The following is a 26,224-nucleotide window of genomic DNA, read 5'->3' as shown; positions in this document are numbered from 1 at the left end:
TTCAGCCGAACCGAATGCCTTGTGCCAGCGGCAGTTCGGTGGAGTAGTTGACCGTATTGGTGGCGCGGCGCATATACGCCTTCCAGGAGTCGGACCCCGATTCGCGCCCGCCGCCGGTCTGTTTCTCACCGCCGAACGCACCGCCGATCTCCGCCCCCGAGGTGCCGATGTTCACATTGGCGATGCCGCAATCGGAGCCGTCGGCGGCGAGAAACCGTTCCGCCTCACGCTGGTCCCCGGTGAAGATGGCCGACGACAGCCCTTGCGGTACACCGTTGTGCAGGGCGATCGCGGAGTCGAGATCGTCATAGGTGAGCACGTAGAGAATCGGCGCGAAGGTCTCCTCGCGCACGATCGCGGTCTGGGCGGGCATCCGGATGAGGGCCGGGCGCACATAGTAGGAGTCGCCGCCGCCGACCTCGACCCGCTCACCGCCGCAGATCACTTCACCGCCGTCGGCGACCGCACGGTCGATCGCCGCCCGCATCGCGGTGTGGGCTCGGCCATCGATCAGCGGTCCGACCATTACCGAGTCGTCGAACGGATTGCCCACGGGCAGTTGGCGATACGCCGTGCTCATCCGATCCAGCAGTGGTCCGACCACGTCCGCGTGGGCGATGACCCGGCGCAATGTCGTGCACCGCTGTCCGGCCGTTCCCGCCGCGGCGAAAACCACTGCCCGCGTGGTGAGGTCGAGATCCGCGGACGGGGTGACGATCGCGGCGTTGTTACCGCCCAGCTCGAGCAGGCACCGGCCGAAGCGGGCCGCCACCCGGGGTGCCACCGCCTGCCCCATCCGCACCGATCCGGTGGCGCTGACCAGGGCCACCCGCTCGTCGTCGACGAGCTGGGTGCCGACCTCGGCGCCACCCTGGATCAGCTGATGGATCTGCGGGTCGGCGCCGACGTCGAGGGCCGCGCGCCGCAGCAGCGCATCGCAGGCCAGCGCGGTCAACGGCGTCGTCTGCGAGGGCTTCCACACCACGGTGTCGCCGCAGACCAGCGCGATCGCGGTATTCCACGACCAGACCGCGACCGGGAAGTTGAACGCCGAGATCACCCCGACCACACCGAGCGGATGCCACGTCTCCATGAGCCGATGCCCGGGCCGCTCGGAGGCCATGGTGCGGCCGTAGAGCTGGCGGGACAGACCGACGGCGAATTCGCAGACGTCGATCATCTCCTGGACCTCACCGCGGGCCTCGGCGCCGATCTTGCCCGCCTCCAGGGTGACGAGTTGGGCCAGCGCGTCCAGATTGTCGGTCAGTAGTCGTCCCAGGCGCCGCACCACGGCGGCGCGTTGCGGCGCGGGGACGGTACGCCATGTCTGAAAAGCGCTGTGCGCCTTGTCGATCGCGCTTGTCACCTCGAATGCGGAGGTGGCCGGGACACGCATCAGCTCACCGCCGGTGATCGGTGTGCGGGCGGGCAGGTCGCCCGAGTCGACCGGGTCGACGCCGAGTTCGAGCAGCAGGCGCGCGGCTCGGTCGCGGAGTTCGTCGGTGGTGGGCAGAACGGGTGCGGATGTCATGTGCGGCTCCGTTTCCGACATCGATTCGTGGGTGACTTCGCACCGGTGGGAGATCGTTTCCGGCCCCGGCCACCGCCCGCTGGGTTAGCCTTCGCTGATGGCGGATGCACCTGCGAAACCTGTTCTCGACGATATCGATCGGCTCCTGATCCGCGAATTGATGGCCGACGGCCGGGCCACGCTGTCCAATCTCGCCGAGAAGGCCAGTCTGTCGGTATCCGCGGTGCAGTCGCGGGTGCGCCGGCTCGAGGCGCGCGGCGTGATCCGCGGATATTCCGCGAAGGTCGATCCGGAGGCGCTGGGACAACTGCTGTCGGCATACGTCGCGATCACTCCTCTCGATCCGTCACAGCCCGACGATGCTCCGGCCCTGCTGCAGCACATCCCCGGCATCGAGGAATGTCATTCGGTGGCGGGGGAGGAGAGCTACATGCTGCTCGTCCGGGTGGCCTCGCCCCGGCATCTCGAACAGTTGCTGCAGGAGATCCGCGCCACCGCCAATGTCCGCACCCGAAGCACCATCATTCTGCAGACATTCTATGACAGGTGAGACTGGATCGTAATTTATCCGATTGTTCGTAGTGAAACCGTAAATATTTTCGTATCCTGTGGGTGTGACCCTCGAACTGGAGCGCCCCGGAACGGCCGACGCGGAGGTCACGAACCCGGCGTCGGTCACCGCCTCGCGCGTACACGACATCTTGTCCGCCCATATGCTCGCTGACGGTTTCGATCTGGTGCTGGACCTGCGCAGATCGCGGGGACGCAACCTGGTCGACGCCCGCGACGGCACCGTCTATCTGGATATGTTCGGCTTCTTCGCGTCTTCGGCGCTGGGGATGAACCATCCGGCGCTGGCGGCGAATGCCCGCTTTCGCGCCGAACTCACCACGGCCGCACTGAACAAGCCCAGTAACTCCGATGTCTATACGGTCGCGATGGCGCGCTTCGTCGACACCTTCGCGCGCGTCCTCGGCGATCCGGCACTGCCGCACCTGTTCTTCATCGACGGCGGCGCGATGGCGGTCGAGAACGCGCTCAAGGTCGCCTTCGACTGGAAGAGCCGCCACAACGCGATGCACGGCCGCCCGGCCGACCTCGGCACGAAGGTGCTGCATCTGACCGGCGCCTTCCACGGCCGCTCCGGCTACACCCTGTCGCTGACCAATACCGACCCGATCAAGACCGAACGATTCCCCGCCTTCGACTGGCCGCGCATCGAGACCCCCTACCTGTGTCCCGGTGTCGACATCGAGGCCGCCGAGCAGCGTGCGCTGGCGCAGGCCCGGGCCGCGTTCGCCGAAAATCCGCATGACATAGCGTGTTTCATCGCCGAGCCGATACAGGGCGAGGGCGGCGACCGGCATATGCGACCGGAATTTCTCCGGCACATGCAGGAGCTGTGCCACGAGCACGACGCGCTGTTCCTCGTCGACGAGGTGCAGACCGGCGTCGCGATGACCGGCTCGATCTGGGCCTACCAGCAGTTCGGCCTGCGACCCGATGTGGTCGCGTTCGGTAAGAAGACACAGGTCTGCGGAATCATGGCCGGCGGGCGCGTCGACGAGGTGCCCGACAACGTGTTCGCGGTGAGTTCGCGGATCAATTCCACCTGGGGCGGCAACCTCGCCGATATGGTGCGGGCGCGGCGCATCCTCGAGGTGGTCGAGGCCGAAGACCTGGCCGCCCGCGCGAAGGAACTGGGCGCCCTGTTGCTCGACCGGCTGCGCGCGCTCGCCGACCGGCACGAGCGGCTGACCGATCCGCGTGGCCGCGGCCTGATGTGCGCGGTGACGCTGGAGTCCGCCGAACTGCGCGACGCCGTCCTCGCCGATCTGCGGCAGCGCGAACGGGTACTGTTCCTCGGAACCGGCGAGCGCGGCCTCCGGTTCCGGCCGCCGCTGACGGTCGCCGCCGATGAGCTCGAGCGGGCGGTGGATGCCCTGGATCGCGTCCTCACGGGCATGGCCGATCGGTGACGATTCCCGGCTCGCGGAAGCTCGTCCGGGCCGTCGTTGTGGCACTTCACCAGCGGTTTTCTGCTGGCAGGTAGTCAATAAGGGTACTGGTCGGTAGCCCCCACTGGAATTCCGCCGGACTGCGCCACTGGTTACACTCCGGGGCATGACGAGTGTCCAGAGTCAGCCTTCGCCGGGTTCGGCGGGCGCCCCCGATATCCACACCACCGCAGGGAAGCTGGCTGATCTGCGCAATCGGCTGGAAGAGGCCCAGCACCCGATGGGTGAGGGCGCGGTCGAGAAGGTCCACGCCAAGGGCAAGCTGACCGCGCGCGAGCGCATCCTGGCCCTGCTGGACGAGGGTTCGTTCGTGGAGATGGACGCGCTGGCCCGGCACCGCAGCGTCAACTTCGGCCTGGAGAACAACCGTCCGCTCGGCGACGGCGTGGTGACCGGCTACGGCACCATCGACGGCCGCGACGTCTGCATCTTCAGCCAGGACTCGACGGTCTTCGGTGGCAGCCTCGGTGAGGTCTACGGCGAGAAGATCGTCAAGGTCATGGACCTCGCGGTCAAGACGGGCCGCCCGCTGATCGGCATCAACGACGGCGCCGGCGCTCGCATCCAGGAGGGCGTGGTCTCGCTCGGTCTCTACGGCGAGATCTTCCACCGCAACATCCAGGCCTCCGGTGTGATCCCGCAGATCTCGCTGATCATGGGCGCCGCGGCCGGTGGGCACGTGTACTCCCCGGCGCTGACCGACTTCGTCGTGATGGTCGACCAGTCCAGCCAGATGTTCATCACCGGTCCGGACGTGATCAAGACCGTCACCGGTGAAGAGGTCACCATGGAGGAGCTGGGCGGCGCCCACACCCACATGGTGAAGTCCGGTACCGCGCACTACGTCGCCTCCGGCGAGCAGGACGCGCTGGACTGGGTCAAGGACCTGCTGAGCTACCTGCCCAGCAACAACCGCGCCGAGGCCCCGCGCTTCCCGGCCACCGACCCGATCGCCGGCGCGATCGAGGATTCGCTGACCGAGGAGGACATCGAGCTCGACACCCTGATCCCGGATTCGCCGAACCAGCCGTACGACATGCACGAGGTCATCCGGCGCCTGGTCGACGACGATGAGTTCTTCGAGGTACAGGCCGAGCGCGCGATGAACGTCATCGTCGGCTTCGCCCGCATCGACGGCCGCAGTGTGGGTTTCGTGGCCAACCAGCCCACCCAGTTCGCCGGCTGCCTCGACATCGACGCCTCGGAGAAGGCCGCGCGGTTCGTGCGCACCTGCGACGCGTTCAACATTCCGATCATCACGCTGGTCGACGTTCCGGGCTTCCTGCCGGGCACGGGCCAGGAGTACAACGGCATCATCCGCCGCGGTGCGAAGCTGCTCTACGCCTACGGTGAGGCCACTGTGGGCAAAATCACGGTCATCACTCGCAAGGCCTACGGCGGCGCGTACGACGTGATGGGTTCCAAGCACATGGGCGCCGATGTGAACCTGGCGTGGCCCACCGCCCAGATCGCCGTCATGGGCGCCTCGGGCGCGGTCGGCTTCGTCTACCGCAAGAAGCTGCAGCAGGCCGCCGCGGAGGGCGCCGATGTCGACGCGCTGCGCCTCGAGCTGCAGAACGAGTACGAGGACACGTTGGTCAACCCGTACGTGGCGGCCGAACGCGGCTACGTCGACGCGGTGATCCCGCCCTCGCACACCCGCGGCCAGATCGTCTCCGCACTGCGCTTGCTCGAACGGAAGATGGTTACTCTTCCGCCGAAGAAGCACGGCAACATTCCGCTCTGATCCGACGATATGTGCGGTAGCGGAGGCACACTTTCCGGATGAGTGATGTGTTCGCACCGCGCAGGATCGCCGCATCCGGGCGAAGATGGTAGGAAAAGGCCCTCATTCGATGAGGGCCGCACGAATACCCTTCGCGGCGTGGGCTCGTCCCGCACCGTGAACGCCGGACCCTTCGGGGCCGGCACAGAACAGGAGGAGTTGGCGCTGTGACGGCTGTGGCTGACGAAGAGATATTGCGCGCTGCCGAAGTGGATTTGGCGGTCGACGAATTCGGTGACGACGACACGAAGCTCGTATCCGTCACCGCTGCCGTCGAGGTCGAGGCCGGTCACGGACCGGTCATCCGCGTCCTGAAGGGTTCGCCCACCGACGAGGACCTCGCCGCACTGGTCACCGTGTTCGCTGCCGCGAGCGCGAATGCCGGCGCGCCGCAGGACCAGGGCCCGGTGGACAACTGGGGCCGGCCCACCATGATGCACCGCGGTACCTCGCCGTTCTCCCCGTACGCCTTCCCCTACCTGTCGCACCTCCGCGGCTGACGTGACGGGATTCGTTCTCGGTTCCGCCTCGCCCGCGCGGCTGCAAGTGCTGCGCGCGGCCGGGCTGGATCCGGTGGTGCGAATATCCGAGGTCGACGAGGACGCGGTCGCCGCGGCCCTGCCGCCGGACACGGCGCCCGCCGGGGTGGTCACCGCCCTCGCCGCGGCCAAGGCCCACACCGTGGCCGCCGGCCTGATCGCCGACGCCGCGGCGTCCGGACACGGCCCGGCCGCTCCGGATTCCTACGGCATCGTCTCCGCGCGGGCTCCGCGCCTGGTGGACGACTGTGTGGTCGTCGGCTGCGACTCGATGCTGCTGGTCGGCGGCGTCCTGCAGGGCAAGCCCCATACTCCCGACGTCGCGCGCGCCCGCTGGGCCGAAATGGCCGGGCGCAGCGCCGATCTGCTGACCGGCCACTGCGTGCTGCGCCTGCGGGACGGGGCGATCGTCGCCGACGCCCAGGACTGCAGCACCACCACCGTGCATTTCGCCGAACCCGGGCCGGTCGAGCTGGATGCCTACATCGCCACCGGCGAGCCACTGCGGGTGGCCGGTGCGTTCACCCTCGACGGAATGGGCGGCTGGTTCGTCGATCGCATCGACGGTGACCCGTCCAGCGTCATCGGGATCGGCCTACCGCTGCTGCGTCGCCTCCTGGGCGACGTGGGCGTCGGTATTGCGCAGTTGTGGATCGGTGCGCAGCTGCGGGCCGACGCGATTGGCTGACGGCGTCGGCAGTCGCGGCGCCGCCCCCGTCTGATCGGGGATGTGGGCCGGATCCGGCAGCGTGCTCGCCAGTGCCTCCAGGTGGATCACGCACAGTTCCGGGCCCACGAACGGGTGCAGCCGGACGTTCACCGCGTCGCGCCCGCCGTTGCGATCCAGTACCTCGCGCATCAGGCCCTGATGCACACCGCAGACCACCTCGGAATGGGTGCGCGCCAATTCGCGCAGCGGGCACGCGGTCAGGCGGATATTGAGCTGGTCGCCGGTTTCGGAGGCGGGATCGCGCTCCGGGGCGAAACCCAGCTCCGAGCTCACCGTCACCGCGACGTCGCGGGCGTCGTCGAGCGAGGCGATGGGCTGCTCGAGCTGTTCGACCTTGGCGCCCCACGCCCGTCCGGCCGTCACGGCCAATTCGGAACGCCGGCGGGGATCACTGCCGAGCTGATCGGCGAGCACCTGCGCCAGATCCTGATAACCGACCGATCGCTGTACCGCGGTGTATCCGATGCGCGGGCGGCCGCGGCCCCGGGGCGGCTGCTGGAATTGACGGACCAGCGATTCCCGGGTGAGAACGTCGAGATGAAAACGGACGGTGGTGACGTGCTGTCCGGTGATGCGCGCCAGTTCCTGGGCATCGAGAGGCTCGCTGGCGCCGCGTAGGATCGCAAGCAGGCGCCGTCGTGGCCAAGAATCGGACATAGCTCACCCCTCCTCCCATGTGACTTTATCGGACGACGCTGCGACTTAATCGCGCTTCATCCGATTCGTGATGTGAAACCACCGGCGCGCATTTTCGCACCTACGATCGGTACTGCCCAGCCGACCATCGCCTACCACGTGTGAAGGATCTTCCACCGTGCCCGTCGCTCCGGACTCTCATCCATCCTTCGGCTCTCATGCATATCCACAACGATTGGTAACCACCGAGTGGCTGTCGGCAAACATCGGTACGCGTGGCCTCGCGATCGTCGAGTCCAACGAGGACATCCTGCTCTATGACATCGGCCATGTGCCAGGGGCGGTCAAGATCGATTGGCGGGCCGAGCTTACCGATCCGCTCACCCGCGACGTGATCGACGGCGCCCGTTTCGCCCAACTCATGCGCGCCAAGGGCATCGCCCGCGACGATACGGTCGTCGTCTACGGAGACAAGGCCAACGGCACCGCCGCCGCCACCGCCTGGGTGTTCGGCCTGTTCGGGCATCCCGATGTGCGGCTGCTCGACGGCGGCCGGGAGGCGTGGATCTCCGAGGCCCGCGACACCACCTTCGAGGTGCCCGACGTCGGGCTGGGGGAGTATCCGGTCGTCGAGCGCGACGACCGGGGCGGCCGTGCCTTCCTCGAGGACGTGCGCGGCTACCTGACTCGCGGCGGATCGGGCATCGGACTGGTCGACGTGCGCGCGGTGGGTGAGTACACCGGCGACGACGACCGCATCCTCGACCGCCCGGAGGAACAGTCGTTGCGCGCCGGGCACATTCCGACCGCGATCAACATCCCGTGGACCGCGGCCGTGGGCGGCGACGGCCGATTCCGCAGCCGTGCGGAACTCGAACAGACCTACGCGCCGCTGCTCGGCGCCGAGGACACCATCGTCTATTGCCGCATCGGCGAACATTCGGCACACACCTGGTTCGTGCTGACCTCGCTGCTGGGAGTGGCGAATGTGCGCAACTACGACGGCTCCTGGACCGAGTGGAGCAACGCCGTGCGCACGCCGATCGTCAAGGGAAGTGAACCGGGTTCGGCTCCGGCCGCCGTGTCGGCGGCGGCACAGTCGGTCTAAGGTGTTGTTCACGTCACGGGGGTCCGGGCTACTGTTCGGTAGCCCTAGCCGTGTTCGGCGTCTGTTGGCACACTGCCTACACTCACCCGAGACGTAAGTTGTCCACAGCACAGGAGGCTCAGTGCCCAGCCATGCCAGCGCGCAGATCACGAAGGTCCTGATCGCCAATCGGGGCGAGATCGCGGTGCGTGTGATCCGGGCCGCCAAGGATGCCGGTATCGCCAGTGTCGCCGTGTACGCGGAACCGGACGCGGACGCGCCGTTCGTCAAATTGGCCGATGAGGCATTCGCGCTCGGAGGGCAGACCTCGGCCGAGTCGTACCTGGTCTTCGACAAGATTCTCGACGCGGCGCGCAAATCCGGCGCCGACGCGATCCACCCCGGTTACGGCTTCCTGTCCGAGAACGCGGACTTCGCCCAGGCCGTCCTGGACGCCGGGCTGATCTGGATCGGCCCGTCGCCGCAGTCGATTCGCGATCTGGGTGACAAGGTCACCGCGCGACACATCGCCGAGCGCGCGCAGGCCCCGATGGCCGCGGGCACCAAGGATCCGGTGAAGGACGCGAACGAGGTCGTCGAGTTCGCGAAGCAGTACGGCGTCCCGGTGGCCATCAAGGCCGCCTTCGGTGGTGGTGGCCGCGGCATGAAGGTCGCCCACACCATCGAGGAGATTCCGGAGCTGTTCGACTCCGCCACCCGTGAGGCGACCGCCGCCTTCGGCCGCGGCGAATGCTTCGTCGAGCAGTACCTGGACAAGGCCCGCCACGTCGAGGCGCAGGTGCTGGCGGACAAGCACGGCAACGTGATCGTCGCCGGCACGCGCGACTGCTCGCTGCAGCGCCGGTTCCAGAAGCTGGTCGAGGAGGCGCCCGCGCCGTTCCTGTCCGACGAGGTCCGGGGCAAGATCCACGAGTCCGCCAAGCGGATCTGCAAGGAGGCCGGTTACTACGGCGCCGGCACCGTGGAGTACCTGGTGCAGGGCGAGACCGTCTCCTTCCTCGAGGTCAACACCCGCCTGCAGGTCGAGCACCCGGTCACCGAGGAGACCTCGGGTCTGGACCTGGTGCGCTGGCAGTTCCGCATCGCCAACGGCGAGGAACTGACCATCACCGAGGACCCGACCCCGCGCGGTCACTCGATCGAATTCCGCATCAACGGTGAGGACGCCGGGCGTGGGTTCCTGCCCGCACCCGGCCCGGTCACCGTCTACAAGGAGCCGTCGGGCCCCGGCGTGCGCGTCGATTCCGGCGTGGTCGCCGGCAGCGTGATCGGCGGCCAGTTCGACTCCATGCTGGCCAAGCTGATCGTCACCGGCGAGAACCGCACCCAGGCGCTGGAGCGGGCCGCGCGTGCGCTGGCCGAATACGAGATCGAGGGCCTGGCGACGGTGCTGCCGTTCGACCGCCACATCGTGACCAACCCGGCTTTCGTCGGTGACGGCACCAAGTTCGACGTCTACACCAAGTGGATCGAGAACGAGTGGGAAAACACCATCGAGCCCTACACCGGTGCCCAGCCCATCGAGGACGAGGACGAGGGTGCGCGGCAGACGGTGGTCGTCGAGGTCGGCGGCCGTCGCCTCGAGGTGTCGCTGCCGGGCCAGTTCAGCGTGGGCGCGGGTGTGGCCGCCGCCGGTAACAACGGCGCGGGCGTGATCCGCAAGAAGCCCAAGCCGCGCAAGCGTGGCGGCGCGGGCGCCTCGGCCGCCTCCGGCGACGCCGTGACCGCGCCGATGCAGGGCACCGTCGTGAAGGTGGCCGTCGAAGAGGGCCAGTCGGTCGAGGCGGGCGACCTGATCGCCGTGCTCGAGGCCATGAAGATGGAGAACCCGGTCAACGCGCACAAGTCGGGCGTGGTTACCGGACTGGCCGTCGAGGCCGGCGCCGCCATCACCCAGGGCACCGTGCTCGCCGAAATCAAGTAGTACCAACGGTTTCGTCGAAGGCCCCGCTCCGAATCGGAGCGGGGCCTTCGACATTTCGGGGGTGATGTGCGGCAGCCCTGTGCCGGTCGGCGGCCGATCGCGGGACGGGGTTATCGTGTCGCGCCCTCGCAGGCGGTGGTGTCCTCGGCGCAGGAGACCCGGTCGGTACGCGGAGCACCGGGACTGCCCTTCTTCGCCGGTGCGGGGTGGTGCTCCTCGGAATGCGCTGCGGGATGGGGAAATTGGAGCGGCGGCGGCAGAATGTTCGTCGGGAAGGGGAGCGTCCAGCGCGGTGGGATGACCGTCGTGGTGTATTCGGGTTCCGGGGTGGCCGGCGCCGCGGTGGTCGGCGCGGGAGTGTTCACCTCGGTCCGGGTGGTCGACTGCTGGTCGGACGGAGTGCGGGACCCACTGCTGAGCAGGGCCGTGCATCCGGCGACTACCGCGAGGGCGACGATGGCGGCGCCGATCAGGGCGGCGGCGACGGCGAGAGTCGGGCGTCGTGGCGGCGTGGCCGGAACATGCTGTGCCGGAACAGATTTCACCGGAAAAGACGTACTACCGACCAGGGTGGGCCGGGGGTTGCCAACGGCCGACGGATTCGGCCGGGCTGACACCGCGCGATCTGCCGGTGACGCCGGCGGACCGACGGGTGCGCTCGCGTCCGGCAGGACACGAGTAGCCCGCACCGGGGCAGGCGGCCGGTCGGCCGCCGTGTCAGCGGGTTCGGAGCCGACTCTTCTCGTTACGGGTGCGGGGCCGGAGTAACCCCTCGGAGCCGGCGCGGCGTCCTGCCGAGTCGCCGCGAAGGTGGGGCCGGGCGGTCCGGTCGCCGCTGATGCAGGGCTGATGTACCTGGTCGCGGACGCCGACCCCAGCCGCGTCGTGGATCCCTGTTCGGATTGCAGCAACGGCGGTGTGCGATCGGAGATCGTCATCCCGGCGGCGGCCCGGGCCGCGGCCGCCAACTCGCCCGCGGTGCGGTACCGGTCGTCGGCACGCTTGGCCATACCTCGCGCGACCACCGCGTCGAGGGCGGCGGGGATGTGCGCATCGGCGGCGGAGGGGCGCGGCGGGGCTTCGTGCAGGTGGGCGTGCAACTGCTGTACGGCGTCGGTATCGCCGAACGGCCTTCGCGCGGTGAGACATTCGTACAGCACGCACGCCAGCGAGTACACGTCCGAGCGGGAGTCGCCGTGCCCGGTGAAGCGTTCCGGCGCCATATAGGCGAGCGTGCCGACCGTGAAACCGGTTGCGGTGATGGTGGTCTGCCCGGCCGCCCGGGCGATGCCGAAATCGATGAGGTAGGCGAATCCGCTGGTGTGCACGATGATGTTGGCGGGCTTCACATCTCGATGCACCAGCCCGGCCGTGTGCGCGGCATCGAGTGCCTCGGCGATCTGGGAGGTCAGCTCGACCGCCTCCGCCGGCTCCATCGCACTCGACCGCACCAGCCGCGCCAGGTCCACGCCCGGGATGTAGGCCATGTCCAGATACAGCCGTCCGGCGTATTCGCCGAACCGATGGATCGGCGCGATGTGCGGATTGTCCAGATGCGCCCCGATCCGGGCCTCCCGCTCGAACCGCCGCCGGTAATCCGCGTCCTCGGCCGCACTCCCGGACAAGATCTTCAGCGCGACGGTCCGCGCATCCGCCGGGTCGTACGCCAGCCACACCTCCCCGGCCGACCCCCGGCCGAGCAGTCGATCGAGCCGGTACCGCCCGAATTCCCGCGCGGTCATCGCATCCGCCCGATGTGCGCGTTGTTCGGCCGAAAGCCGCCGGGGACACCGCTGCCCGCCGGGCTCCTCCGCGTCCGGAGCCCCGCGTCGCCGATCTGCGGTCGCGTCTCGGAACTCGGCTGTGGGGCTCGACCCGACGACGCTGCGACGAGCGGGGCGGCAGCGGTGCCGATGCCGCGCTGGCGGAACATGAGACCGACGATAGTGCGGATACGCGGTCGGCGGTACCGCGGGTGGATCGGGCCCGCTCACCGGCGCGCAGCGCGGTAATCTCGTGCCATGGCTGATTCTCCCGACGTCCGCATCGGTACCGCGGAGCGCGAGCAGGCGATGCAGCGCCTGTCGGAGCACTTCGCCGCCGGTCGGTTGTCGGTCGCCGAGTTCGACGAACGCAGCGGCCTGATCGCCGCGGCGGTGACGCGGGGCGATCTGGCACCGGTGTTCGGCGACCTCCCGGCCGCCGTACCGGAGCCGCCGGAGCCGCCGGAACCGGCCGCCGCCCAGCCGGGCGGGCGCCGCGAATTCGCCGGTCCGATGATGGGCCTGGTGGTGATCCTCGCGCTGGTGCTGTTCTTCACCACCCACACCTGGCTCTGGTTCCTGCTCATCCCCGCCGTCGGCATCATTACCGGCGGCCTGCAGCAGCGCGGCCACGATCGCCGGCTCCTCGGCGGTGACGATCATCGCGTGCTCGACCGCCGCCGTCGGCGCGACCGTCGCCGGAGGTTCTGATGGAACCGATCGAGATCAATGCCGGCAGTTGGTATCTGCGCGCGCTGCGTGCCGACGACCGTATCGACGACCGCCCGGCACTGGCCGACGGCGGCATCACCGATCCCGGCTATGTCGAACGCCGTGCCCGCGAATGGGCCGAGCAGACCGGATATTCGTGGGCGGTGTGCGAACCCACCACCGCGGAACTGGTCGCCGAGATCGTGGTGACGCCTCGAGCCGATGGCACCGCGGAGATTTCGGGCTGGTCGCGTGCGGGCTACGATTCCGCGCTGCAGTCCGGTCTGACCGCGGTGAGCCGCTTCGTCGCCGGAGCGCTGGGCCTGCAACCTTTGTGATTTTACCGAACACGCTGTACCGCAGCGTTTTTCGCGGCGCGTCGCCGGGGCGGCCGATTAATTCGGTGGATTGCCGGGTGCCCGTACCCGTACCGTGAGGACTCCGAAATCAAGCACTGGGGAGGTGCGCGATGTGGGAGTGGAGTAGATCGGTCGCGCAACGGGCTACCGCGACAGCGTGGACCCGGTCGGCCGGAGAACCGGCGCCGACCGTCGTGGATCCGGAGGTCTGGGCCGAGCGGCCGGGGGAGCCGGCTCCGGAAGAGGTCGGCGAGCCGGCCTCCGACGCCGTCCTGGCATTCGGAGACGCGGGCGAGATGGTGCGCTCGATCCATCTGCCGGAGTACGACCTGGCCCGATGAGAGAAGACCGCGACGCGGGTGCCGCCGATAAGGTGCCCGCGTCCCGGTCGCACTCGCCGGGCCGGAGTTCGTTGCGGAGCGGCACAGCGGCGGCCGCAGCCCGCTGGAGTAGCCTGCGAGGCGTGCAGAGGCCACCGTTGGACGCCGATATCCTGCGACATGCCGTCGCCGAACAGCCCGACCTGTCGTTCTTCTCCCGTATCGATGTGGTGGAGTCGACCGGTTCGACCAATGCGGATCTGATCGGTGCGGCCGGCGATCCGTCCTCGGATCGACGGGTGCTGGTCGCCGAATATCAGGACAGCGGCCGCGGCCGTCACGAACGTTCGTGGGTGAGTCCGCCGCGCGCGCAGATCGCGATGTCGATTCTGGTGCGCCTCGGCGGCATCGAACCGGCCGTCCTCGGCTGGCTGCCGCTGCTGACCGGTGTCGCCGTCGTGGACGCGGTCCGCGAGACCACCGGCCTGGACGCGAACCTCAAGTGGCCCAACGATGTTCTGATCGGCGGCCGCAAGGTGGCCGGCATCCTGGCCGAGGTCGCCTCCGGTGCGGGTGCTCCGGCGGTCGTCGTCGGCGTCGGGCTCAATGTGAGCCTCACCGAGGACGAACTGCCTGTGCCGCATGCCATTTCGCTGACCCTGGCCGGCGCCGAGAACGCCGACCGCAACGCGTTGGTCCTCGCCCTGCTGCGCGCCTTCGCCCGCCACTTCACCGAATGGCGGACGGAGAACTGGAATGTCGGCGCGCTGGCCGACGCCTATCGTGCCCGCTGCGCCACCCTCGGCGCGGATGTGCGGGCGGAATTGCCGGGCGGCGAGGTCCTCACCGGCGTGGCCACCGATATCGACGGCTACGGCCGCCTGATCATCGGTGGCCGTTCGGTATCGGCGGGCGACGTCACTCATCTTCGCCCGGCATAGCGCGACGAATCAGGGGGTAGGGTTCGAATATGAGTTATCCGGAGGAGCTGCTCGCGCCGGACGAGCAGCTGCTACTGCACCGTCATCCGCATTGGAAGATGTTGTTCTTGCCGGCGCTCACCTTCATCCTCGCCACGGCGCTGGCCGGATTCCTGAGCGGGCTGGCCTGGCGCAACACCGAGGGCACCACGCGCAACATCGTTCTCATCGCGATCGTCGTCGTGTGGGCGCTGCTGGTCGTGTGGCGTTGCCTGTCGCAGGTGATCCGTTGGAAGTCAACGCATTTCATCATCACCGACCGGCGGGTACTGGTACGCGAGGGCGTACTCACCCACACCGGCATCGATATCCCGATGAACCGCATCTCCAGTGTGCAGTTCCGCCATGGGTTGTCGGACCGGTTGCTGGGCACGGGCACGCTGATCATCGACGCCGCCTCGGGGGATCCGTTGGAATACGACGACATTCCGAACGTGCAGAAGGTGCATTCGCTGCTGTACCACCAGGTCTTCGACAACCCGCACGGCGATCCGGGCCACGACCAGTATCAGGACCCCCGTTACGGCCGCCGTCGGTAGCGGCCGCCGCGGTTCGGTGGCGCACGCCCGATCGGCCCGCTTCGCCAGTAATCTTGTGCTGTGACCGCCGTACTGCTGGCCGAGGACGATGAGGCCATCGCCGCTCCGCTCTCGCGAGCCCTGGGGCGCGAAGGCTATTCGGTAACCGTCGAGAGTTTCGGCCCCGCCGTGCTGCGCCGGGCGCTGGAGGGTGAACACGATCTGCTCATCCTCGACCTCGGGCTACCCGGTATGGACGGCCTGGAGGTGTGCCGCCAGGTACGCGCCCGGGGCGCCGATCTCGCGGTGCTGATGTTGACCGCCCGCACCGACGAGGTCGATTTCGTGGTGGGTCTCGACGCCGGCGCCGACGACTATGTCGGAAAACCGTTCCGCCTCGCCGAACTGCTGGCCCGCGTGCGAGCCCTGTTGCGGCGCAGCGGCATCGGCGACGAGGCGGTGGAGATCGGCGGTGTGCGGCTCGAACCCGCGGCGCGCCGGGTACTGGTCAACGGCCACGAGGTGAATCTGGCCAACAAGGAGTACGAACTGCTCAAGGTGCTCATCGACCGGGCCGGGCAGGTCGTGCCACGCGAGACGATTCTGCGCGAGGTGTGGGGCGATGCCGATCTGCGCGGCTCCAAGACCCTCGATATGCACATGTCCTGGCTGCGCCGCAAGATCGGCGACGAGGGCCCCGTCGCGGAGCGGCGCATCGTCACCGTGCGTGGTGTCGGTTTCCGCTTCAACACCGATTGATCGCCGATGCGGCGCCGAATTCTGCTGTCCATGCTGGCGGCCCTGACCCTCACCACCGTGGTGCTGGGTATCCCGTTGGCGTTCACGGCGTGGCAGTGGGTGGCCGATATCACCCGCAGCGACCTGCGGGCCCGGCTGGATCGCATGTCGGTGGAGATCGTCGGCCAGGAGCGTGACGACGGATTGGTCCACGGCGTGCTCGACCTGCGCTCGGTGCGGCCGCTGATCCCCTCCGGCGGACGGCTGACCATCATCTATCCGACGCCCGAGGATGCCGCGCTGCGCGTGGACGCGGGTGCGCCGGAGGTCGAGAACCCGGTGGTGGAATCGCTGTCGATGGGCACGTCGGGCTCGTTGCGACTGGAGGTGCCGGCCGCCCCCATGCATTCGATGCAGCGGCAAGCGGTGGGCGCGGTGGCGCTGGTGGCCCTGGCCTCCCTGGCGGCGGGCGCCGCGGTGGCGGTGGTGACCGCGCGACGGGTCGCCGATCCGCTGCGCGATGTGGCCGCGCGCGCCGCGCGGCTGGCGAAGGGCGATTTCCGGCCCGACCCGCGCCGGCACGGGATCACCGAACTCGACCGCGTCTCGGATGTGCTCGATTCGGCGACGGTGGAGATCGCGGGCCGGCTGCAGCGCGAGCACGCCTTGGTCGCCGATGTCTCCCATCAGTTGCGCAGTCGCCTGACCGCGGTGCGGCTGCGCTTGGACGAATTGTCGGCGCATCCGGATCCGGCGGTCGTCCAGGAATCGGAGGAGGCGATGGCGCAGGTCGACCGGCTCACCGAGGCGATCGACGAATTGGTCCGCGATTCCCGTGACCAGGACGCCGCCGATCACGAACCGGTTCCGGTGGTCGCCGAATTGCGCGGTGTGGTCGCCGAATGGCGGCATCCCTTCGCCGAGGCCGGGCGCAAGCTCGTGCTCTCCGGCGATCCGGGCCTGCGCGCCCCGGTGACCGGATCGCGGTTGCGTGAGGCGGTGGCCGTGCTGGTCGACAACGCGCTGGTGCACGGCGGAGGTGACTGCTCGGTGTCGGTGCGCACGGTCTACGGCGGCCCCGACCGGGAACCGCTGGTGGCGGTGGAGGTGGCTGACGAGGGCGAGGGGGTCAGCGACGAACTGGCGCCGCACATCTTCGACCGCGGCTTCTCCGGCGCCGGATCGACCGGAGTGGGGCTGGCGCTGGCGCGCGCGCTGATCGAAGCCGACGGTGGCCGCTTGGAACTCCAGCGACGGCGTCCGGCGCTGTTCGCGGTATTTCTCGGTAAGCCGACCGCGGGGCGGTCGGGTAACGGCGTCATCGGGGAGCCCCGCTGAACGACGGGTTCAGCTGAAGCCGAGCGGTTTCTCTTCCTCGTACAGCTCTTCGAATTCCTCGACCAGCGCATCGATTTCGTCGGGGAACACCCAGCGCTTCATCGCCCAGAATCGGAACACCATCTGCAGGATGTTGCCGATGATGAAGGCGCTGACGAAGTCGGCGATGTTCTCCACGGTCAAGCTGACATCGGGGACGTGCAGGTGGAAGAAATACCGCGAAACCCACAGCGGGAGATTCGACAGCAGCACTCCGATGGCGCTGACCATGAAGAACAGCAGGGCTTCGTGGTGTTTCTCACGACCGCCGCGACCCTTGAACGACCATTCCCGGTTCAGGATGTAGGACGCGATGACCGCGATAACCCCGGAAATGATCTTGGCCGTGATCGGTTTCGACTCGAGAACCGTCAATTTGAGGATGTAGAAGATACCGCTGTCGATGACGAAAGTGGTCGCTCCGACAATCGCGAACTTGATCAGCTCGTGATGACGAATAGCGAGGTCCCGTAGCGTTTTCGGCAGGATGTTGACCACATCGTCGACAAATGGCACCCGGTGAGTCTACGTCCGTCCCACGATGGGCAATCAACCCGCACTCACTCCCGCGTGTGGGCGCATGACAACATGGTGGGCTGTGAGCGAGCGTAGTGGGCCATCGATGGACCCTTCCACCGGGGTGCAAGAGGTTGCCGAAGGTGAACCGATGCCGGTTTCACGCAGTTTCGAAGGTGGCGGAATGCCGACCGTCGCGATGATCGGCGGCGGGCAGCTGGCGCGGATGACGCATCAGGCTGCCGTGGCGCTGGGACAGTGCCTGCGGGTCCTGGTCGATCGACCCGACGATCCGGCGGCTCAGGTCAGCCCCGAGGTGGTGCTCGGATCGCACACCGATCTCGCGGCGCTGCGCAAGGTTGCCGTCGGTACGCACGCGGTGACCTTCGACCACGAACATGTGCCGACCGAGCATCTGCTGGCGCTGGTGGCCGAGGGTGTGAACGTGCAGCCGCCGCCGGCCGCGCTGGTCTACGCCCAGGACAAGCTCGCGATGCGGCGCAAGCTGGCCGGGATGGGCGTGCCGGTTCCGGCGTTCACGGCGGTCGAGGCCGTCGCGGACGCCACCGGATTTCTCGCCGAGCACGGTCCGTTCGTGCTGAAGGCGGTGCGGGGCGGCTACGACGGGCGCGGCGTGTGGATGATCGACGACGCCGCCGAGGCCGAACGTATCGTCACCGACCAGCTCGGGCACGGTGTGACATTGCTCGCCGAGCAGCGGGTGGATCTGAAGCGTGAACTCTCCGCGATGGTGGCGCGCTCGCCGTTCGGGCAGGCCGCGGCCTGGCCCGTGGTGGAGACCGTGCAGCGTGAGGGGCAGTGCGCCGTGGTGATCGCGCCCGCGCCGGAGCTCTCCGACGAGGCCGCGACCGAGGCCGAATCGCTGGCCCTGCGGCTGGCCGCCGAACTCGGCGTCACCGGTGCGATGGCCGTCGAGCTGTTCGAGACCCACGCCGGTGACCTGCTGGTCAACGAGCTGGCCATGCGCCCGCACAATTCCGGGCACTGGGGAATGGACGGCGCCGTCACCGGACAGTTCGAACAGCATCTGCGCGCGGTGCTGGACTATCCGCTGGGCGCCACCACGCCGCTGGCGCCGGTGACGGTGATGGCGAATATCCTCGGCGGGGCCGAGGCGCCGGCGATGTCGATGGACGAGCGGCTCCATCACTTGTTCGCCCGGATGCCGGAGGCGAAGGTGCATCTCTACGGCAAGGGCGAGCGCCCGAAGCGCAAGATCGGGCATGTGAACATCCTCGGTGACGACGTGACCGAGGTGCGGGAGAAGGCCGAACGAGCGGCGCACTGGATGTCGCACGCGGTGTGGACCGATGGATGGGATCCCCATGAGTAACGCAATCGGGTTCGATGGTCGCTCCGCGGGCTCCGCTCCGGCGGTCGGCCTGATCATGGGCAGCGACTCCGACTGGCCCACGATGGAAGCGGCCGCGGAAGCGTTGGCGGAGTTCGGGATTCGCTTCGAGGTCGGTGTGGTCTCGGCGCATCGCACGCCGCAGCGCATGCTCGACTACGCCCGCGAGGCCGCCGGTCGCGGCGTCAAGGTGATCATCGCCGGTGCGGGCGGCGCCGCCCACCTGCCCGGTATGGTCGCCTCGGCCACGCCGCTGCCGGTGATCGGTGTTCCGGTCCCGCTGAAGTACCTCGACGGCATGGACTCCCTGCTGTCGATCGTGCAGATGCCGGCCGGCGTCCCCGTCGCCACGGTCTCCATCGGCGGCGCCCGCAACGCGGGCCTGCTGGCCGTCCGCATCCTCGCCGCTGGCGACCCCCAGCTGCGCACCCGCATGGAACAGTTCCAGGCCGACCTGGAGAAACTCGTCCTCGACAAGGACGAAGCCCTGCGCACCCGCCTGCTGGGCTAGTCGTCGGCGCGCCCGGGGCCTCCCGGTACGGCACGGCTACCGTTGTGGGGTGCCCAGCGACAATTCGACCCCCGTTCGTGCCGCCGACGCCGCGGAGTTCCGGCTGGCCGTGGTCGATCACGCGTTGCGGCTGTTCGCGGAGCAGGGGTACGAGGCGACCACGGTGGACGAGATCGCGGAGGCGGCGGGGATTTCGCGGCGGACGTTCTTCCGGCAGTTCCGGTCGAAGGAGGATGTGGTCTTCGCCGACCACGAGGAGCAGCTCGCCCGGGCGAAGGCGTATCTGACTGCGGCGCAGGGGGATCCGTGGGATGCCGTGCGGGAGGCGGTGGTCGGGATCTTCGAGCGGTTCACCGAGACCAGGGAACTGGCCGCGCGCCGCTATCGGGTCGTCCGGCAGGCGCCGGCATTGCGTGATCGCGAGATCGTGACCGTCTTCCGGTACGAACGGCTGTTCACCGACTATCTGCGCGATCGGCTTCCCGAGGTGCCCGATCTGGCGCTGATCCAGTTCAGCGCGGCCGTCACCGCCACCCACAACTATCTGCTGCGCCGTATGGTGCGCGGCCGATCCGAGGCGAGCGCGGCCGATCTGCGCGCGGCGGTGCGGGCGATCGCGCCTCCCGGTCCGGCGCCGGATCCGGCCGAGCTGGTGGTGGCGGTCTTCCCGCGCGCGATGCACGCCCGGCAGGTCGCCGACCTGCTGGCCGACCGCCTCGATAATCTGTGAGCCGGGCCGGCGAATCCGCCGGGTGGCACTGAGTGCCAGGCTGGATTACCGGTATCCCCTCACGTTGTCGCCCTTCGGCGGCGTATACTCGAACGCGACTGGCACTGAGTGCCGAGGTGCGCCAGTGTAGTGCCGGAATTCGCGGACCAGGCGAACCGAAACCCCACGACCAGGAGTGAACCCATGGCGGGCAACCCCGATTTCGATCTGTTCAAGTTGGACGACATCCACGACGAGCTGCGCGCGGCGATTCGCGGCTTGGCCGAGAAGGAGATCGCCCCGCACGCCAAGGATGTCGACGGCAACGCCCGGTTCCCGAAGGAGGCCCTGGACGCGCTGAACGCCGCGGGCTTCAACGCGGTCCACGTTCCCGAGGCCTACGGCGGCCAGGGCGCCGACTCGGTCGCCACCTGCATCGTCATCGAGGAGGTCGCCCGCGTCTGTGGTTCGTCCTCGCTGATCCCGGCCGTGAACAAGCTCGGCACCATGGGCCTGATCCTGCAGGGCTCCGAGGAGCTGAAGCAGAAGGTGCTGCCCGACCTCGTCGAGGGCAAGATGGCCTCCTACTGCCTGTCCGAGCGCGAGGCCGGTTCGGATGCGGCCTCCATGCGCACCCGCGCCAAGCGCGACGGTGACGACTGGGTGATCAACGGCTCCAAGTGCTGGATCACCAACGGCGGCCAGTCCACCTGGTACACCGTGATGGCCGTGACCGATCCGGAGAAGGGCGCCAACGGCATCTCCGCGTTCATGGTGCACAAGGACGACGAGGGCTTCGTGGTCGGCCCGCTCGAGCACAAGCTGGGCATCAAGGGTTCGCCGACCGCCGAGCTGTACTTCGAGAACTGCCGCATCCCGGGCGACCGGATCATCGGCGCCGAGGGCACCGGTTTCAAGACCGCGCTGCAGACCCTCGACCACACCCGGCCCACCATCGGTGCGCAGGCCGTCGGTCTGGCGCAGGGTGCGCTGGACGCCGCGATCGCCTACACCAAGGACCGCAAGCAGTTCGGCAAGGCCATCGCCGATTTCCAGAACACCCAGTTCATGCTCGCCGATATGGCGATGAAGGTGGAGGCCGCGCGCCTGATGGTCTACACCTCGGCCGCCCGCGCCGAGCGCGGCGAGAAGAACCTGGGATTCATCTCCGCCGCCTCCAAGTGCTTCGCCTCCGATGTGGCGATGGAGGTGACCACCAACGCGGTGCAGCTGTTCGGTGGCGCCGGCTACACCACCGACTTCCCGGTGGAGCGGATGATGCGCGATGCCAAGATCACCCAGATCTACGAGGGCACCAACCAGATTCAGCGTCTGGTCATGTCGCGTCAGCTGCTGCGCTGATCGCAGGTCGCGCGAGGGCGTGGGCGGTGCCGGTGACGACTCGGCACCGCCCGCGCCACCTTGTGACATCGAACCGAAGCGGCCGGGGCTCGTGGCGCGTCGCGCGCGCCGGGTTGTCAGGGCGCGTTACGGTATCGAAGCGCCCAATTCAGTGAATTACCGGCAATTTTCGCTGGTAGAACGGTAGTGCCCAGAAAATCTCTGCGAAGTACTTTCATCTGCAATTTCAAATGTTCGTTCAATCGCAATCGGGCGAATTCGGAATTGTCCCAACGGCTTTCGCAGCGCAATATTGATGCATGGCAGGCGTGGAGATCACCGACAGGTTCGTCCGCCGCACGCTGGACAACGGGCGAATCGAAGAGGTCACCTGGCTGGAGCTGACCGAGGTGCGGATCATCACCACCGCCGACGGCCCCTTCGCCGACGATGTGTTCTTCGTGCTGATCGGTGTGCGCGGGAACGGTTGCGTGGTACCGCATTCCGCTGCCGACACCGAGTTCCTGGCCCGCCTGCAGAAACTGCCGGGCTTCGACAACGCCGCCGTGATCGAGGCGATGGAGACGGTCGGCGACCGGCAGTTCCTGGTCTGGCGGCGCCGCATCTGACGCGGCGGCCGTCGTCTGTCCGCTAGGCGACGAGGTCGGCGTATTCGCGGTGGTCGCCGATGTACTGGTCCACGTACCAGCAGGTCGGCACCACCGCGAAGCCGTTGTCGCGGCAGTCGGTGAGCGCGTATTCGACCAGTTGCGCCGCCACCCCGCGCCCACGGAATTCGGGGAAGGTGAGGGTGTGGTTGAGGTCGCGAATCGGCTTGCCGCCCGCGCTGCTTTCGTTGTAGTCCGCGTAGCCCGCGAGGGTGTCGTCGATGTAGATCTCGTAGCGGCCGGCGGCCGTATTGTGCTCGAGCCTGGTCGTCATATCAGGTGGAACCGCCGTCCCGGGCCGATTTGTTCCGCGCGCGGGGTCAGCCCCCGCAGACTCGATTGAGTTCGTCGGTGAAGGGCTGCAGGTCGGTGACGTTGTCGTCGATCAGGGCATCGGCATATCCGGTGATCGCGGCCCGCTCCTCACCCGCGGCGAGATCGCCGACGGTCCACAGCCGATCGTGCAGGGCCCGGGCCGTCTCGGCGTCGAATGTGCCGCCGCTCATCTGCACTCCCGCGTTGACCATGGCGATGGCTCGATCGCAGGCCGGAGACTTCGCCTCGGCGGTGGCCGCGGGGAGAATCAGCAGGGAAACGGTCGTCGCGGCGGCGAACACGACGGCGGGCAGGCTCTTGAACATGTGTCCTCGGGAGGCTTTCGATAGGGGCCGCTCACAAGGCGAGCGAACCGAGATCTCGCAGCCTAGCCGCTGACTGTCCGGTTTGCGAGATTTTTCCGGCTGCGGTCGAGTTCAGAGCACGGCGCCCGGATTGAGAATCCCGTGCGGGTCCAGGGCCTCCTTGATGCGCCGGGTCAGATCCATCACCTCCGGACCGACCTGATCGGGCAGCCACGCCTTCTTCAACCGCCCGACCCCGTGCTCACCGGTGATCGTGCCGCCCAGCGCGATGGCCAAATCCATGATCTCGCCGAAGGCCTGATGGGCGCGTGCGGTCTCGTCCGCATCGGCGGGGTTGTAGACGATCAGCGGATGGGTGTTGCCGTCACCGGCGTGCGCGATCACCGAGATCAGCACCTCGCGCCGCTCGGCGATCTCGGCGATCCCCGTGACCAGGTCGCCCAGGCGCGGCAGCGGCACCCCGACGTCCTCGAGCAGCAGCGGGCCCTTGCGTTCCACCGCGGGGATCGCGAATCGCCGTGCGGCGCAGAACGCTTCGCCCTCCTCCGGGTCTTCGGTCCGGAAAACCTCGGCGGCTCCGGCGCTTTCGCAGGCCTCGGCGATGATCGCGGCCTCTCGCGCGCGGAATTCGCCGGGGGCGTCGGAGCGGGCCACCAGCATGGCGGCGGCCTCGCGATCGAGTCCCATCCGCATTTCGTCCTCGACCGCGTTGATCGCCACCGAGTCCATGAATTCCAGCATCGAGGGACGCAGCCGGGCCGCGACCGCCTCGATCGCCGCCGTGGCCGCGGTGAGGGTGGAGAACGTGGCGACCACGGTGCTCTGCTGCGGCTGCGCGGGCAGCAGCCGCAGTGTCAGCTCGGTGATGATGCCGAGGGTGCCCTCGCTGCCGACGAACAGTTTGGTCAGCGACAGCCCGGCGGAATCCTTGAGCCGCGGCCCGCCCAGCCGCACCACCGTGCCGTCGGCGAGCACCACTTCCATACCCAGGATGTAGTCGGTGGTGACGCCGTACTTCACGCAGCACAGCCCACCGGCGTTGGTGGCGGCGTTGCCGCCGATCGAGCAGATCTCGAACGACGACGGATCCGGCGGATACCACAGTCCGTGTTCGGCGGCGGCCCGTTTGACCTCCGCGTTCAGCAGTCCGGGCTGGGTCACGGCGGTGCGGGTGACCGGATCCACCGTGATCTCGCGCATGCGCTCGGTGCTCACCAGCAGGGCGCCGTCCTGTGCGGTCGCGCCGCCGGAGAGCCCGGTTCCGGCGCCGCGCGGCACGAGCGGGACCCGATGTTCGTGTGCCCAGCCGACCACGGTCGCGACCTGCTCGGTGGTCAGCGGCCGCACCAGCGCCACCGGCATCCCGGCCTGTGGATCGAGCGCGCGGTCGTGGCGGTACCCGGTGAGGATGTCGGGATCGGTGACGACCGTGCCGTCGGGAAGCCGGTCTGCGAGTGTTGCGATGTCCACACCCCGAACCTACGTGCTCGCACGGGATCCGTGCGCAGTACACTGCCGCGGTGTCCGATGCCAAGCTCGAGATCCAGATGCTCCACGACCGGATCATGGTTCGCGTCTCCCAGGAGGAGGGTGAACGACGCAGCAGCGGCGGCATTCTGATTCCCGCCACCGCGCAGGTCGCCAAGCGGCTGACCTGGGGTGAGGTCAGCGGGGTCGGTTCGCACGTGCGCAGCGTGGGCGTCGGTGACCGCGTGTTGTTCAGCGCCGAGGATCAGTTCGAGGTGGAGGTGCAGGGCCAGGCCTATCTGGTGCTGCGCGAACGCGATCTGCACGCGGTGGCCAGCGAACGCCCCGAACACGGCACCGGCCTCTACCTGTAACCGCCACGGCGATGCCCCCGGTCGCGCGGCCGGGGGCATCGAGCCGTTCAGCGGGTGTGCCGCGGCAGCGCCAGCGCGGCGGCGAGCACCACACCGAGGACCACGATCCCGGCCACCGCGGCCATTTCCATGGCCGTCACATAGCTGCCGGTGGTGTGTGCCGCACCCAGCGCCGAGAAGAAGATGACGCCGAGAACCGTTGCGCCGATGGCATTTCCGAACTGCTGCGCGGTGGTGAGCACGCCGGCCGCCATCCCGGCCTGCGGTGCGGGGATACCCGAGGACAGCACGGCCGAGACGACCGAGGGGATGGTCATACCGTTGCCGAGCCCGACGATCATCATGCCGGGAATCAGCGCGAGGGCGCTCACCTGTGTGCCCATGCCGGCCAGCACCGCCAGGGTGATGCCCAGACCGGTCAGGCTGGTGCAGGTGCCGATCACCATGACCCTGTTTCCGAAGCGATTGGCGACCCGTGGTGCGAGGAACAGTGAACTGCCCGCGAAGCACAGTCCCAGCGGCGCGAACGCCAGACCCGCACGCAGCGGCGACAATCCGAGTCCGCCCTGCAGCATCAGGGTCAGGCAGAGCATGAAGCCGGCGAAGAAGGTCAGATAGCCGCCCGCGATCACCAGGCCGAGACTGAAGCCGCGTTCGCGGACCATGGCGGTGTCGAGGACCGGTTCCCCGCCACGGCGTGCCAGCCGGTTCTCGTAGCGCAGCGTCGCCAGCAGCACCGGCGCGGCGGCCGCCATCGACACCCAGGTCCACAGCGGCCAGCCCTCCGGCCGGCCCAGTGTGATCGGGATCAGCAGTAGTGCCAGCGCCGAGGAAATGCCCACGGCGCCAACGGGATCCAGCCGTGCCCCGCGAGTGCTGCCGGTGCGGGGGAGCCAGCGCGCGGCCAGAACGGCCGCGACCACTCCGATCGGCACATTGATGTAGAAGATGGTCCGCCAGCCCCAGCCGAACAGATCGGCGTCGAGCAGGATGCCGCCGAGCACCTGGCCCGCGACCGCGCCGAGACCGATGGTGGCGCCGAACGCGGCCATCGCCCGCGGTCGCTCGAGCGGCGGGAACAGGGTGTTGATCAGCGCGAGCATCTGCGGCACCATCAGCGCCGCCGTGCCGCCCTGCAGCACACGGGCCCCGACCAGCGTCCAGGCGTCGGTCGCGAGGCCGCAGAGCAGCGACGCCACCGTGAAGGCCAGCATGCCGATCACGAACAGGCGCCGGTGGCCGAACAGGTCGCCGAGCCGGCCGCCCGTGATGAGGCCCGAGGCGTAGGCGAAGCCGTAGCCGCCGACGATCAGTTCGAGCGCCGCTTCGCCGGCGTTTAGGTCGTGTTGCAGCGAGGAGGCGGCGACATTGACGACGAACCAGTCGAACATCGCCATGAACATGGCGCTCAGCACCACCGGCAGGACCCGCCAGCGCGCCGGGTAGGGCACGACGTCGGCCGGTGGTGTGCGCAGAATCGGTGGGGCGGTAGGGGTTTCGAGGGTGGGCATATCGGACTCCCCGGAATCGGTCGAGAGTGTCGGCGGCGCCGCGCTGCGCCGCGGGATGCGGATCGGTCTCCGCGAG

The 26,224-nt window shown here is 68.5% G+C and carries 28 protein-coding genes; 20 read left to right on the top strand and 8 right to left on the bottom strand.

Annotated features, from left to right (window positions below; translation table 11 throughout):
- Position 1: 1 nt before the first annotated feature.
- Complete coding sequence (locus C8258_RS16465) at positions 2-1,531, bottom strand: aldehyde dehydrogenase family protein (RefSeq protein WP_106955919.1); 1,530 nt, start codon at positions 1,529-1,531, stop codon at positions 2-4.
- 97 nt (positions 1,532-1,628) lie between these two features.
- Here C8258_RS16465 and C8258_RS16460 point away from each other — a divergent pair, with 97 nt between their 5' ends.
- The 5 genes from C8258_RS16460 (at position 1,629) to C8258_RS16440 (ending at position 6,562) form a co-directional block, all read left to right on the top strand.
- Positions 1,629-2,081, top strand: coding sequence for an Lrp/AsnC family transcriptional regulator (locus tag C8258_RS16460; protein WP_036498415.1), 453 nt, complete (start codon positions 1,629-1,631; stop codon positions 2,079-2,081).
- A 64-nt stretch (positions 2,082-2,145) separates the two neighbouring features.
- Entirely contained in the window at positions 2,146-3,510 is a 1,365-nt protein-coding gene (gene lat, locus C8258_RS16455) for an L-lysine 6-transaminase (RefSeq protein WP_106955985.1), read from the top strand.
- Between the two features lie 145 nt (positions 3,511-3,655).
- Complete coding sequence (locus C8258_RS16450; protein WP_106955918.1) at positions 3,656-5,296, top strand: acyl-CoA carboxylase subunit beta; 1,641 nt, start codon at positions 3,656-3,658, stop codon at positions 5,294-5,296.
- A gap of 206 nt (positions 5,297-5,502) precedes the next feature.
- The gene (locus tag C8258_RS16445) at positions 5,503-5,835 is read left to right on the top strand and encodes an acyl-CoA carboxylase subunit epsilon (protein ID WP_106955917.1); all 333 of its coding nucleotides are present in this window, start codon (positions 5,503-5,505) and stop codon (positions 5,833-5,835) included.
- A 1-nt stretch (position 5,836) separates the two neighbouring features.
- Positions 5,837-6,562: a nucleoside triphosphate pyrophosphatase gene (locus tag C8258_RS16440; protein WP_106955916.1), complete on the top strand. Its 726-nt coding sequence runs from the start codon at positions 5,837-5,839 to the stop codon at positions 6,560-6,562.
- Here the strand turns inward: C8258_RS16440 and C8258_RS16435 are convergent.
- Positions 6,470-7,261 carry a metalloregulator ArsR/SmtB family transcription factor gene (locus C8258_RS16435; RefSeq protein WP_106955915.1) on the bottom strand — a complete coding sequence of 264 codons (792 nt, stop codon included), beginning with the start codon at positions 7,259-7,261 and terminating at the stop codon, positions 6,470-6,472. The genes C8258_RS16440 and C8258_RS16435 overlap by 93 nt on opposite strands.
- A 157-nt stretch (positions 7,262-7,418) precedes the next feature.
- Here C8258_RS16435 and C8258_RS16430 point away from each other — a divergent pair, with 157 nt between their 5' ends.
- Positions 7,419-8,348, top strand: a complete 930-nt coding sequence (locus C8258_RS16430) for a sulfurtransferase (protein ID WP_106955914.1) — start codon at positions 7,419-7,421, stop codon at positions 8,346-8,348.
- Positions 8,349-8,469: 121 nt separating this feature from the next.
- Positions 8,470-10,272 carry an acetyl/propionyl/methylcrotonyl-CoA carboxylase subunit alpha gene (locus C8258_RS16425; RefSeq protein ID WP_106955913.1) on the top strand — a complete coding sequence of 601 codons (1,803 nt, stop codon included), beginning with the start codon at positions 8,470-8,472 and terminating at the stop codon, positions 10,270-10,272.
- Between the two features lie 110 nt (positions 10,273-10,382).
- On the opposite strand, the gene C8258_RS16420 is transcribed toward C8258_RS16425, so the two are convergent.
- Positions 10,383-12,014, bottom strand: a complete 1,632-nt coding sequence (locus tag C8258_RS16420) for a serine/threonine-protein kinase (RefSeq protein WP_106955912.1) — start codon at positions 12,012-12,014, stop codon at positions 10,383-10,385.
- A gap of 279 nt (positions 12,015-12,293) precedes the next feature.
- On the opposite strand from C8258_RS16420, the gene C8258_RS16415 reads away from it, so the two are divergent.
- The 7 genes from C8258_RS16415 (at position 12,294) to C8258_RS16390 (ending at position 16,999) form a co-directional block, all read left to right on the top strand.
- Positions 12,294-12,746: a DUF1707 domain-containing protein gene (locus tag C8258_RS16415; RefSeq protein ID WP_106955911.1), complete on the top strand. Its 453-nt coding sequence runs from the start codon at positions 12,294-12,296 to the stop codon at positions 12,744-12,746.
- Entirely contained in the window at positions 12,746-13,084 is a 339-nt protein-coding gene (locus C8258_RS16410; protein WP_106955910.1) for a hypothetical protein, read from the top strand. Before C8258_RS16415 ends, C8258_RS16410 begins: the two co-directional genes overlap by 1 nt.
- Before the next feature lie 131 nt (positions 13,085-13,215).
- A complete protein-coding gene (locus C8258_RS32295; protein WP_146161249.1) occupies positions 13,216-13,446 on the top strand; it encodes a hypothetical protein in 231 nt (76 codons plus the stop codon).
- 122 nt (positions 13,447-13,568) lie between these two features.
- Entirely contained in the window at positions 13,569-14,366 is a 798-nt protein-coding gene (locus C8258_RS16405; protein WP_232329269.1) for a biotin--[acetyl-CoA-carboxylase] ligase, read from the top strand.
- A gap of 29 nt (positions 14,367-14,395) precedes the next feature.
- Positions 14,396-14,944, top strand: a complete 549-nt coding sequence (locus C8258_RS16400) for a PH domain-containing protein (RefSeq protein WP_036498425.1) — start codon at positions 14,396-14,398, stop codon at positions 14,942-14,944.
- Between the two features lie 60 nt (positions 14,945-15,004).
- A complete protein-coding gene (locus tag C8258_RS16395; protein WP_030513615.1) occupies positions 15,005-15,682 on the top strand; it encodes a response regulator transcription factor in 678 nt (225 codons plus the stop codon).
- A 6-nt stretch (positions 15,683-15,688) separates the two neighbouring features.
- Entirely contained in the window at positions 15,689-16,999 is a 1,311-nt protein-coding gene (locus C8258_RS16390) for a HAMP domain-containing sensor histidine kinase (protein ID WP_036498426.1), read from the top strand.
- A 9-nt stretch (positions 17,000-17,008) separates the two neighbouring features.
- Here the strand turns inward: C8258_RS16390 and C8258_RS16385 are convergent, their stop codons facing one another.
- Positions 17,009-17,554, bottom strand: a complete 546-nt coding sequence (locus tag C8258_RS16385; RefSeq protein WP_039776751.1) for a GtrA family protein — start codon at positions 17,552-17,554, stop codon at positions 17,009-17,011.
- A gap of 151 nt (positions 17,555-17,705) precedes the next feature.
- Between C8258_RS16385 and C8258_RS16380 the strand changes: the two genes are divergently transcribed.
- The 5 genes from C8258_RS16380 (at position 17,706) to C8258_RS16360 (ending at position 22,116) form a co-directional block, all read left to right on the top strand.
- Positions 17,706-18,908, top strand: a complete 1,203-nt coding sequence (locus C8258_RS16380) for a 5-(carboxyamino)imidazole ribonucleotide synthase (RefSeq protein ID WP_106955984.1) — start codon at positions 17,706-17,708, stop codon at positions 18,906-18,908.
- Positions 18,901-19,437: a 5-(carboxyamino)imidazole ribonucleotide mutase gene (purE, locus tag C8258_RS16375; protein ID WP_106955908.1), complete on the top strand. Its 537-nt coding sequence runs from the start codon at positions 18,901-18,903 to the stop codon at positions 19,435-19,437. Before C8258_RS16380 ends, purE begins: the two co-directional genes overlap by 8 nt.
- A gap of 49 nt (positions 19,438-19,486) precedes the next feature.
- Positions 19,487-20,167, top strand: coding sequence for a TetR family transcriptional regulator (locus tag C8258_RS16370; RefSeq protein ID WP_106955907.1), 681 nt, complete (start codon positions 19,487-19,489; stop codon positions 20,165-20,167).
- Between the two features lie 183 nt (positions 20,168-20,350).
- The gene (locus C8258_RS16365) at positions 20,351-21,508 is read left to right on the top strand and encodes an acyl-CoA dehydrogenase (RefSeq protein WP_039776753.1); all 1,158 of its coding nucleotides are present in this window, start codon (positions 20,351-20,353) and stop codon (positions 21,506-21,508) included.
- Between the two features lie 299 nt (positions 21,509-21,807).
- Positions 21,808-22,116 carry a hypothetical protein gene (locus C8258_RS16360; RefSeq protein ID WP_063920619.1) on the top strand — a complete coding sequence of 103 codons (309 nt, stop codon included), beginning with the start codon at positions 21,808-21,810 and terminating at the stop codon, positions 22,114-22,116.
- Positions 22,117-22,138: 22 nt separating this feature from the next.
- Here the strand turns inward: C8258_RS16360 and C8258_RS16355 are convergent, their stop codons facing one another.
- The 3 genes from C8258_RS16355 to C8258_RS16345 all read right to left on the bottom strand — a co-directional run bounded on the left by C8258_RS16355 (position 22,139) and on the right by C8258_RS16345 (position 24,266).
- On the bottom strand, positions 22,139-22,429 hold the full coding sequence (locus C8258_RS16355; RefSeq protein WP_036498431.1) for a GNAT family N-acetyltransferase: 291 nt from the start codon (positions 22,427-22,429) through the stop codon (positions 22,139-22,141).
- Positions 22,430-22,475: 46 nt separating this feature from the next.
- Positions 22,476-22,796 (bottom strand): hypothetical protein, encoded by a 321-nt coding sequence (locus tag C8258_RS16350; protein WP_106955906.1) that lies wholly within the window; start codon positions 22,794-22,796, stop codon positions 22,476-22,478.
- 111 nt (positions 22,797-22,907) lie between these two features.
- Complete coding sequence (locus C8258_RS16345) at positions 22,908-24,266, bottom strand: FAD-binding oxidoreductase (protein WP_106955905.1); 1,359 nt, start codon at positions 24,264-24,266, stop codon at positions 22,908-22,910.
- A 50-nt stretch (positions 24,267-24,316) separates the two neighbouring features.
- Here C8258_RS16345 and C8258_RS16340 point away from each other — a divergent pair, with 50 nt between their 5' ends.
- Positions 24,317-24,637 (top strand): co-chaperone GroES, encoded by a 321-nt coding sequence (locus C8258_RS16340; protein ID WP_030513633.1) that lies wholly within the window; start codon positions 24,317-24,319, stop codon positions 24,635-24,637.
- A 47-nt stretch (positions 24,638-24,684) separates the two neighbouring features.
- Here the strand turns inward: C8258_RS16340 and C8258_RS16335 are convergent, their stop codons facing one another.
- On the bottom strand, positions 24,685-26,148 hold the full coding sequence (locus C8258_RS16335; RefSeq protein WP_106955904.1) for an MFS transporter: 1,464 nt from the start codon (positions 26,146-26,148) through the stop codon (positions 24,685-24,687).
- Between the last annotated feature and the right edge of the window lie 76 nt (positions 26,149-26,224).

It is taken from the genome of Nocardia sp. MDA0666 (assembly GCF_003023875.1).
GTDB lineage: Bacteria > Actinomycetota > Actinomycetes > Mycobacteriales > Mycobacteriaceae > Nocardia > Nocardia aobensis.
This window is presented reverse-complemented; position numbering and strand designations above follow the sequence as displayed.

Bases quoted from the DNA above. Each gene is read 5' to 3' on its own strand.
- C8258_RS16465 (WP_106955919.1), bottom strand. From the start codon at position 1,531: ATGACATCCGCACCCGTTCTGCCCACCACCGACGAACTCCGCGACCGA.
- C8258_RS16435 (WP_106955915.1), bottom strand. From the start codon at position 7,261: ATGTCCGATTCTTGGCCACGACGGCGCCTGCTTGCGATCCTACGCGGC.
- C8258_RS16410 (WP_106955910.1), top strand. From the start codon at position 12,746: ATGGAACCGATCGAGATCAATGCCGGCAGTTGGTATCTGCGCGCGCTG.
- C8258_RS16380 (WP_106955984.1), top strand. From the start codon at position 17,706: ATGCCGGTTTCACGCAGTTTCGAAGGTGGCGGAATGCCGACCGTCGCG.
- C8258_RS16335 (WP_106955904.1), bottom strand. From the start codon at position 26,148: ATGCCCACCCTCGAAACCCCTACCGCCCCACCGATTCTGCGCACACCA.
- C8258_RS32295 (WP_146161249.1), top strand. From the start codon at position 13,216: ATGTGGGAGTGGAGTAGATCGGTCGCGCAACGGGCTACCGCGACAGCG.
- C8258_RS16420 (WP_106955912.1), bottom strand. From the start codon at position 12,014: ATGACCGCGCGGGAATTCGGGCGGTACCGGCTCGATCGACTGCTCGGC.
- C8258_RS16350 (WP_106955906.1), bottom strand. From the start codon at position 22,796: ATGTTCAAGAGCCTGCCCGCCGTCGTGTTCGCCGCCGCGACGACCGTT.
- C8258_RS16390 (WP_036498426.1), top strand. From the start codon at position 15,689: ATGCGGCGCCGAATTCTGCTGTCCATGCTGGCGGCCCTGACCCTCACC.
- C8258_RS16415 (WP_106955911.1), top strand. From the start codon at position 12,294: ATGGCTGATTCTCCCGACGTCCGCATCGGTACCGCGGAGCGCGAGCAG.
- C8258_RS16355 (WP_036498431.1), bottom strand. From the start codon at position 22,429: ATGACGACCAGGCTCGAGCACAATACGGCCGCCGGCCGCTACGAGATC.
- C8258_RS16360 (WP_063920619.1), top strand. From the start codon at position 21,808: ATGGCAGGCGTGGAGATCACCGACAGGTTCGTCCGCCGCACGCTGGAC.
- C8258_RS16460 (WP_036498415.1), top strand. From the start codon at position 1,629: ATGGCGGATGCACCTGCGAAACCTGTTCTCGACGATATCGATCGGCTC.
- C8258_RS16450 (WP_106955918.1), top strand. From the start codon at position 3,656: ATGACGAGTGTCCAGAGTCAGCCTTCGCCGGGTTCGGCGGGCGCCCCC.
- C8258_RS16400 (WP_036498425.1), top strand. From the start codon at position 14,396: ATGAGTTATCCGGAGGAGCTGCTCGCGCCGGACGAGCAGCTGCTACTG.
- purE (WP_106955908.1), top strand. From the start codon at position 18,901: ATGAGTAACGCAATCGGGTTCGATGGTCGCTCCGCGGGCTCCGCTCCG.
- C8258_RS16365 (WP_039776753.1), top strand. From the start codon at position 20,351: ATGGCGGGCAACCCCGATTTCGATCTGTTCAAGTTGGACGACATCCAC.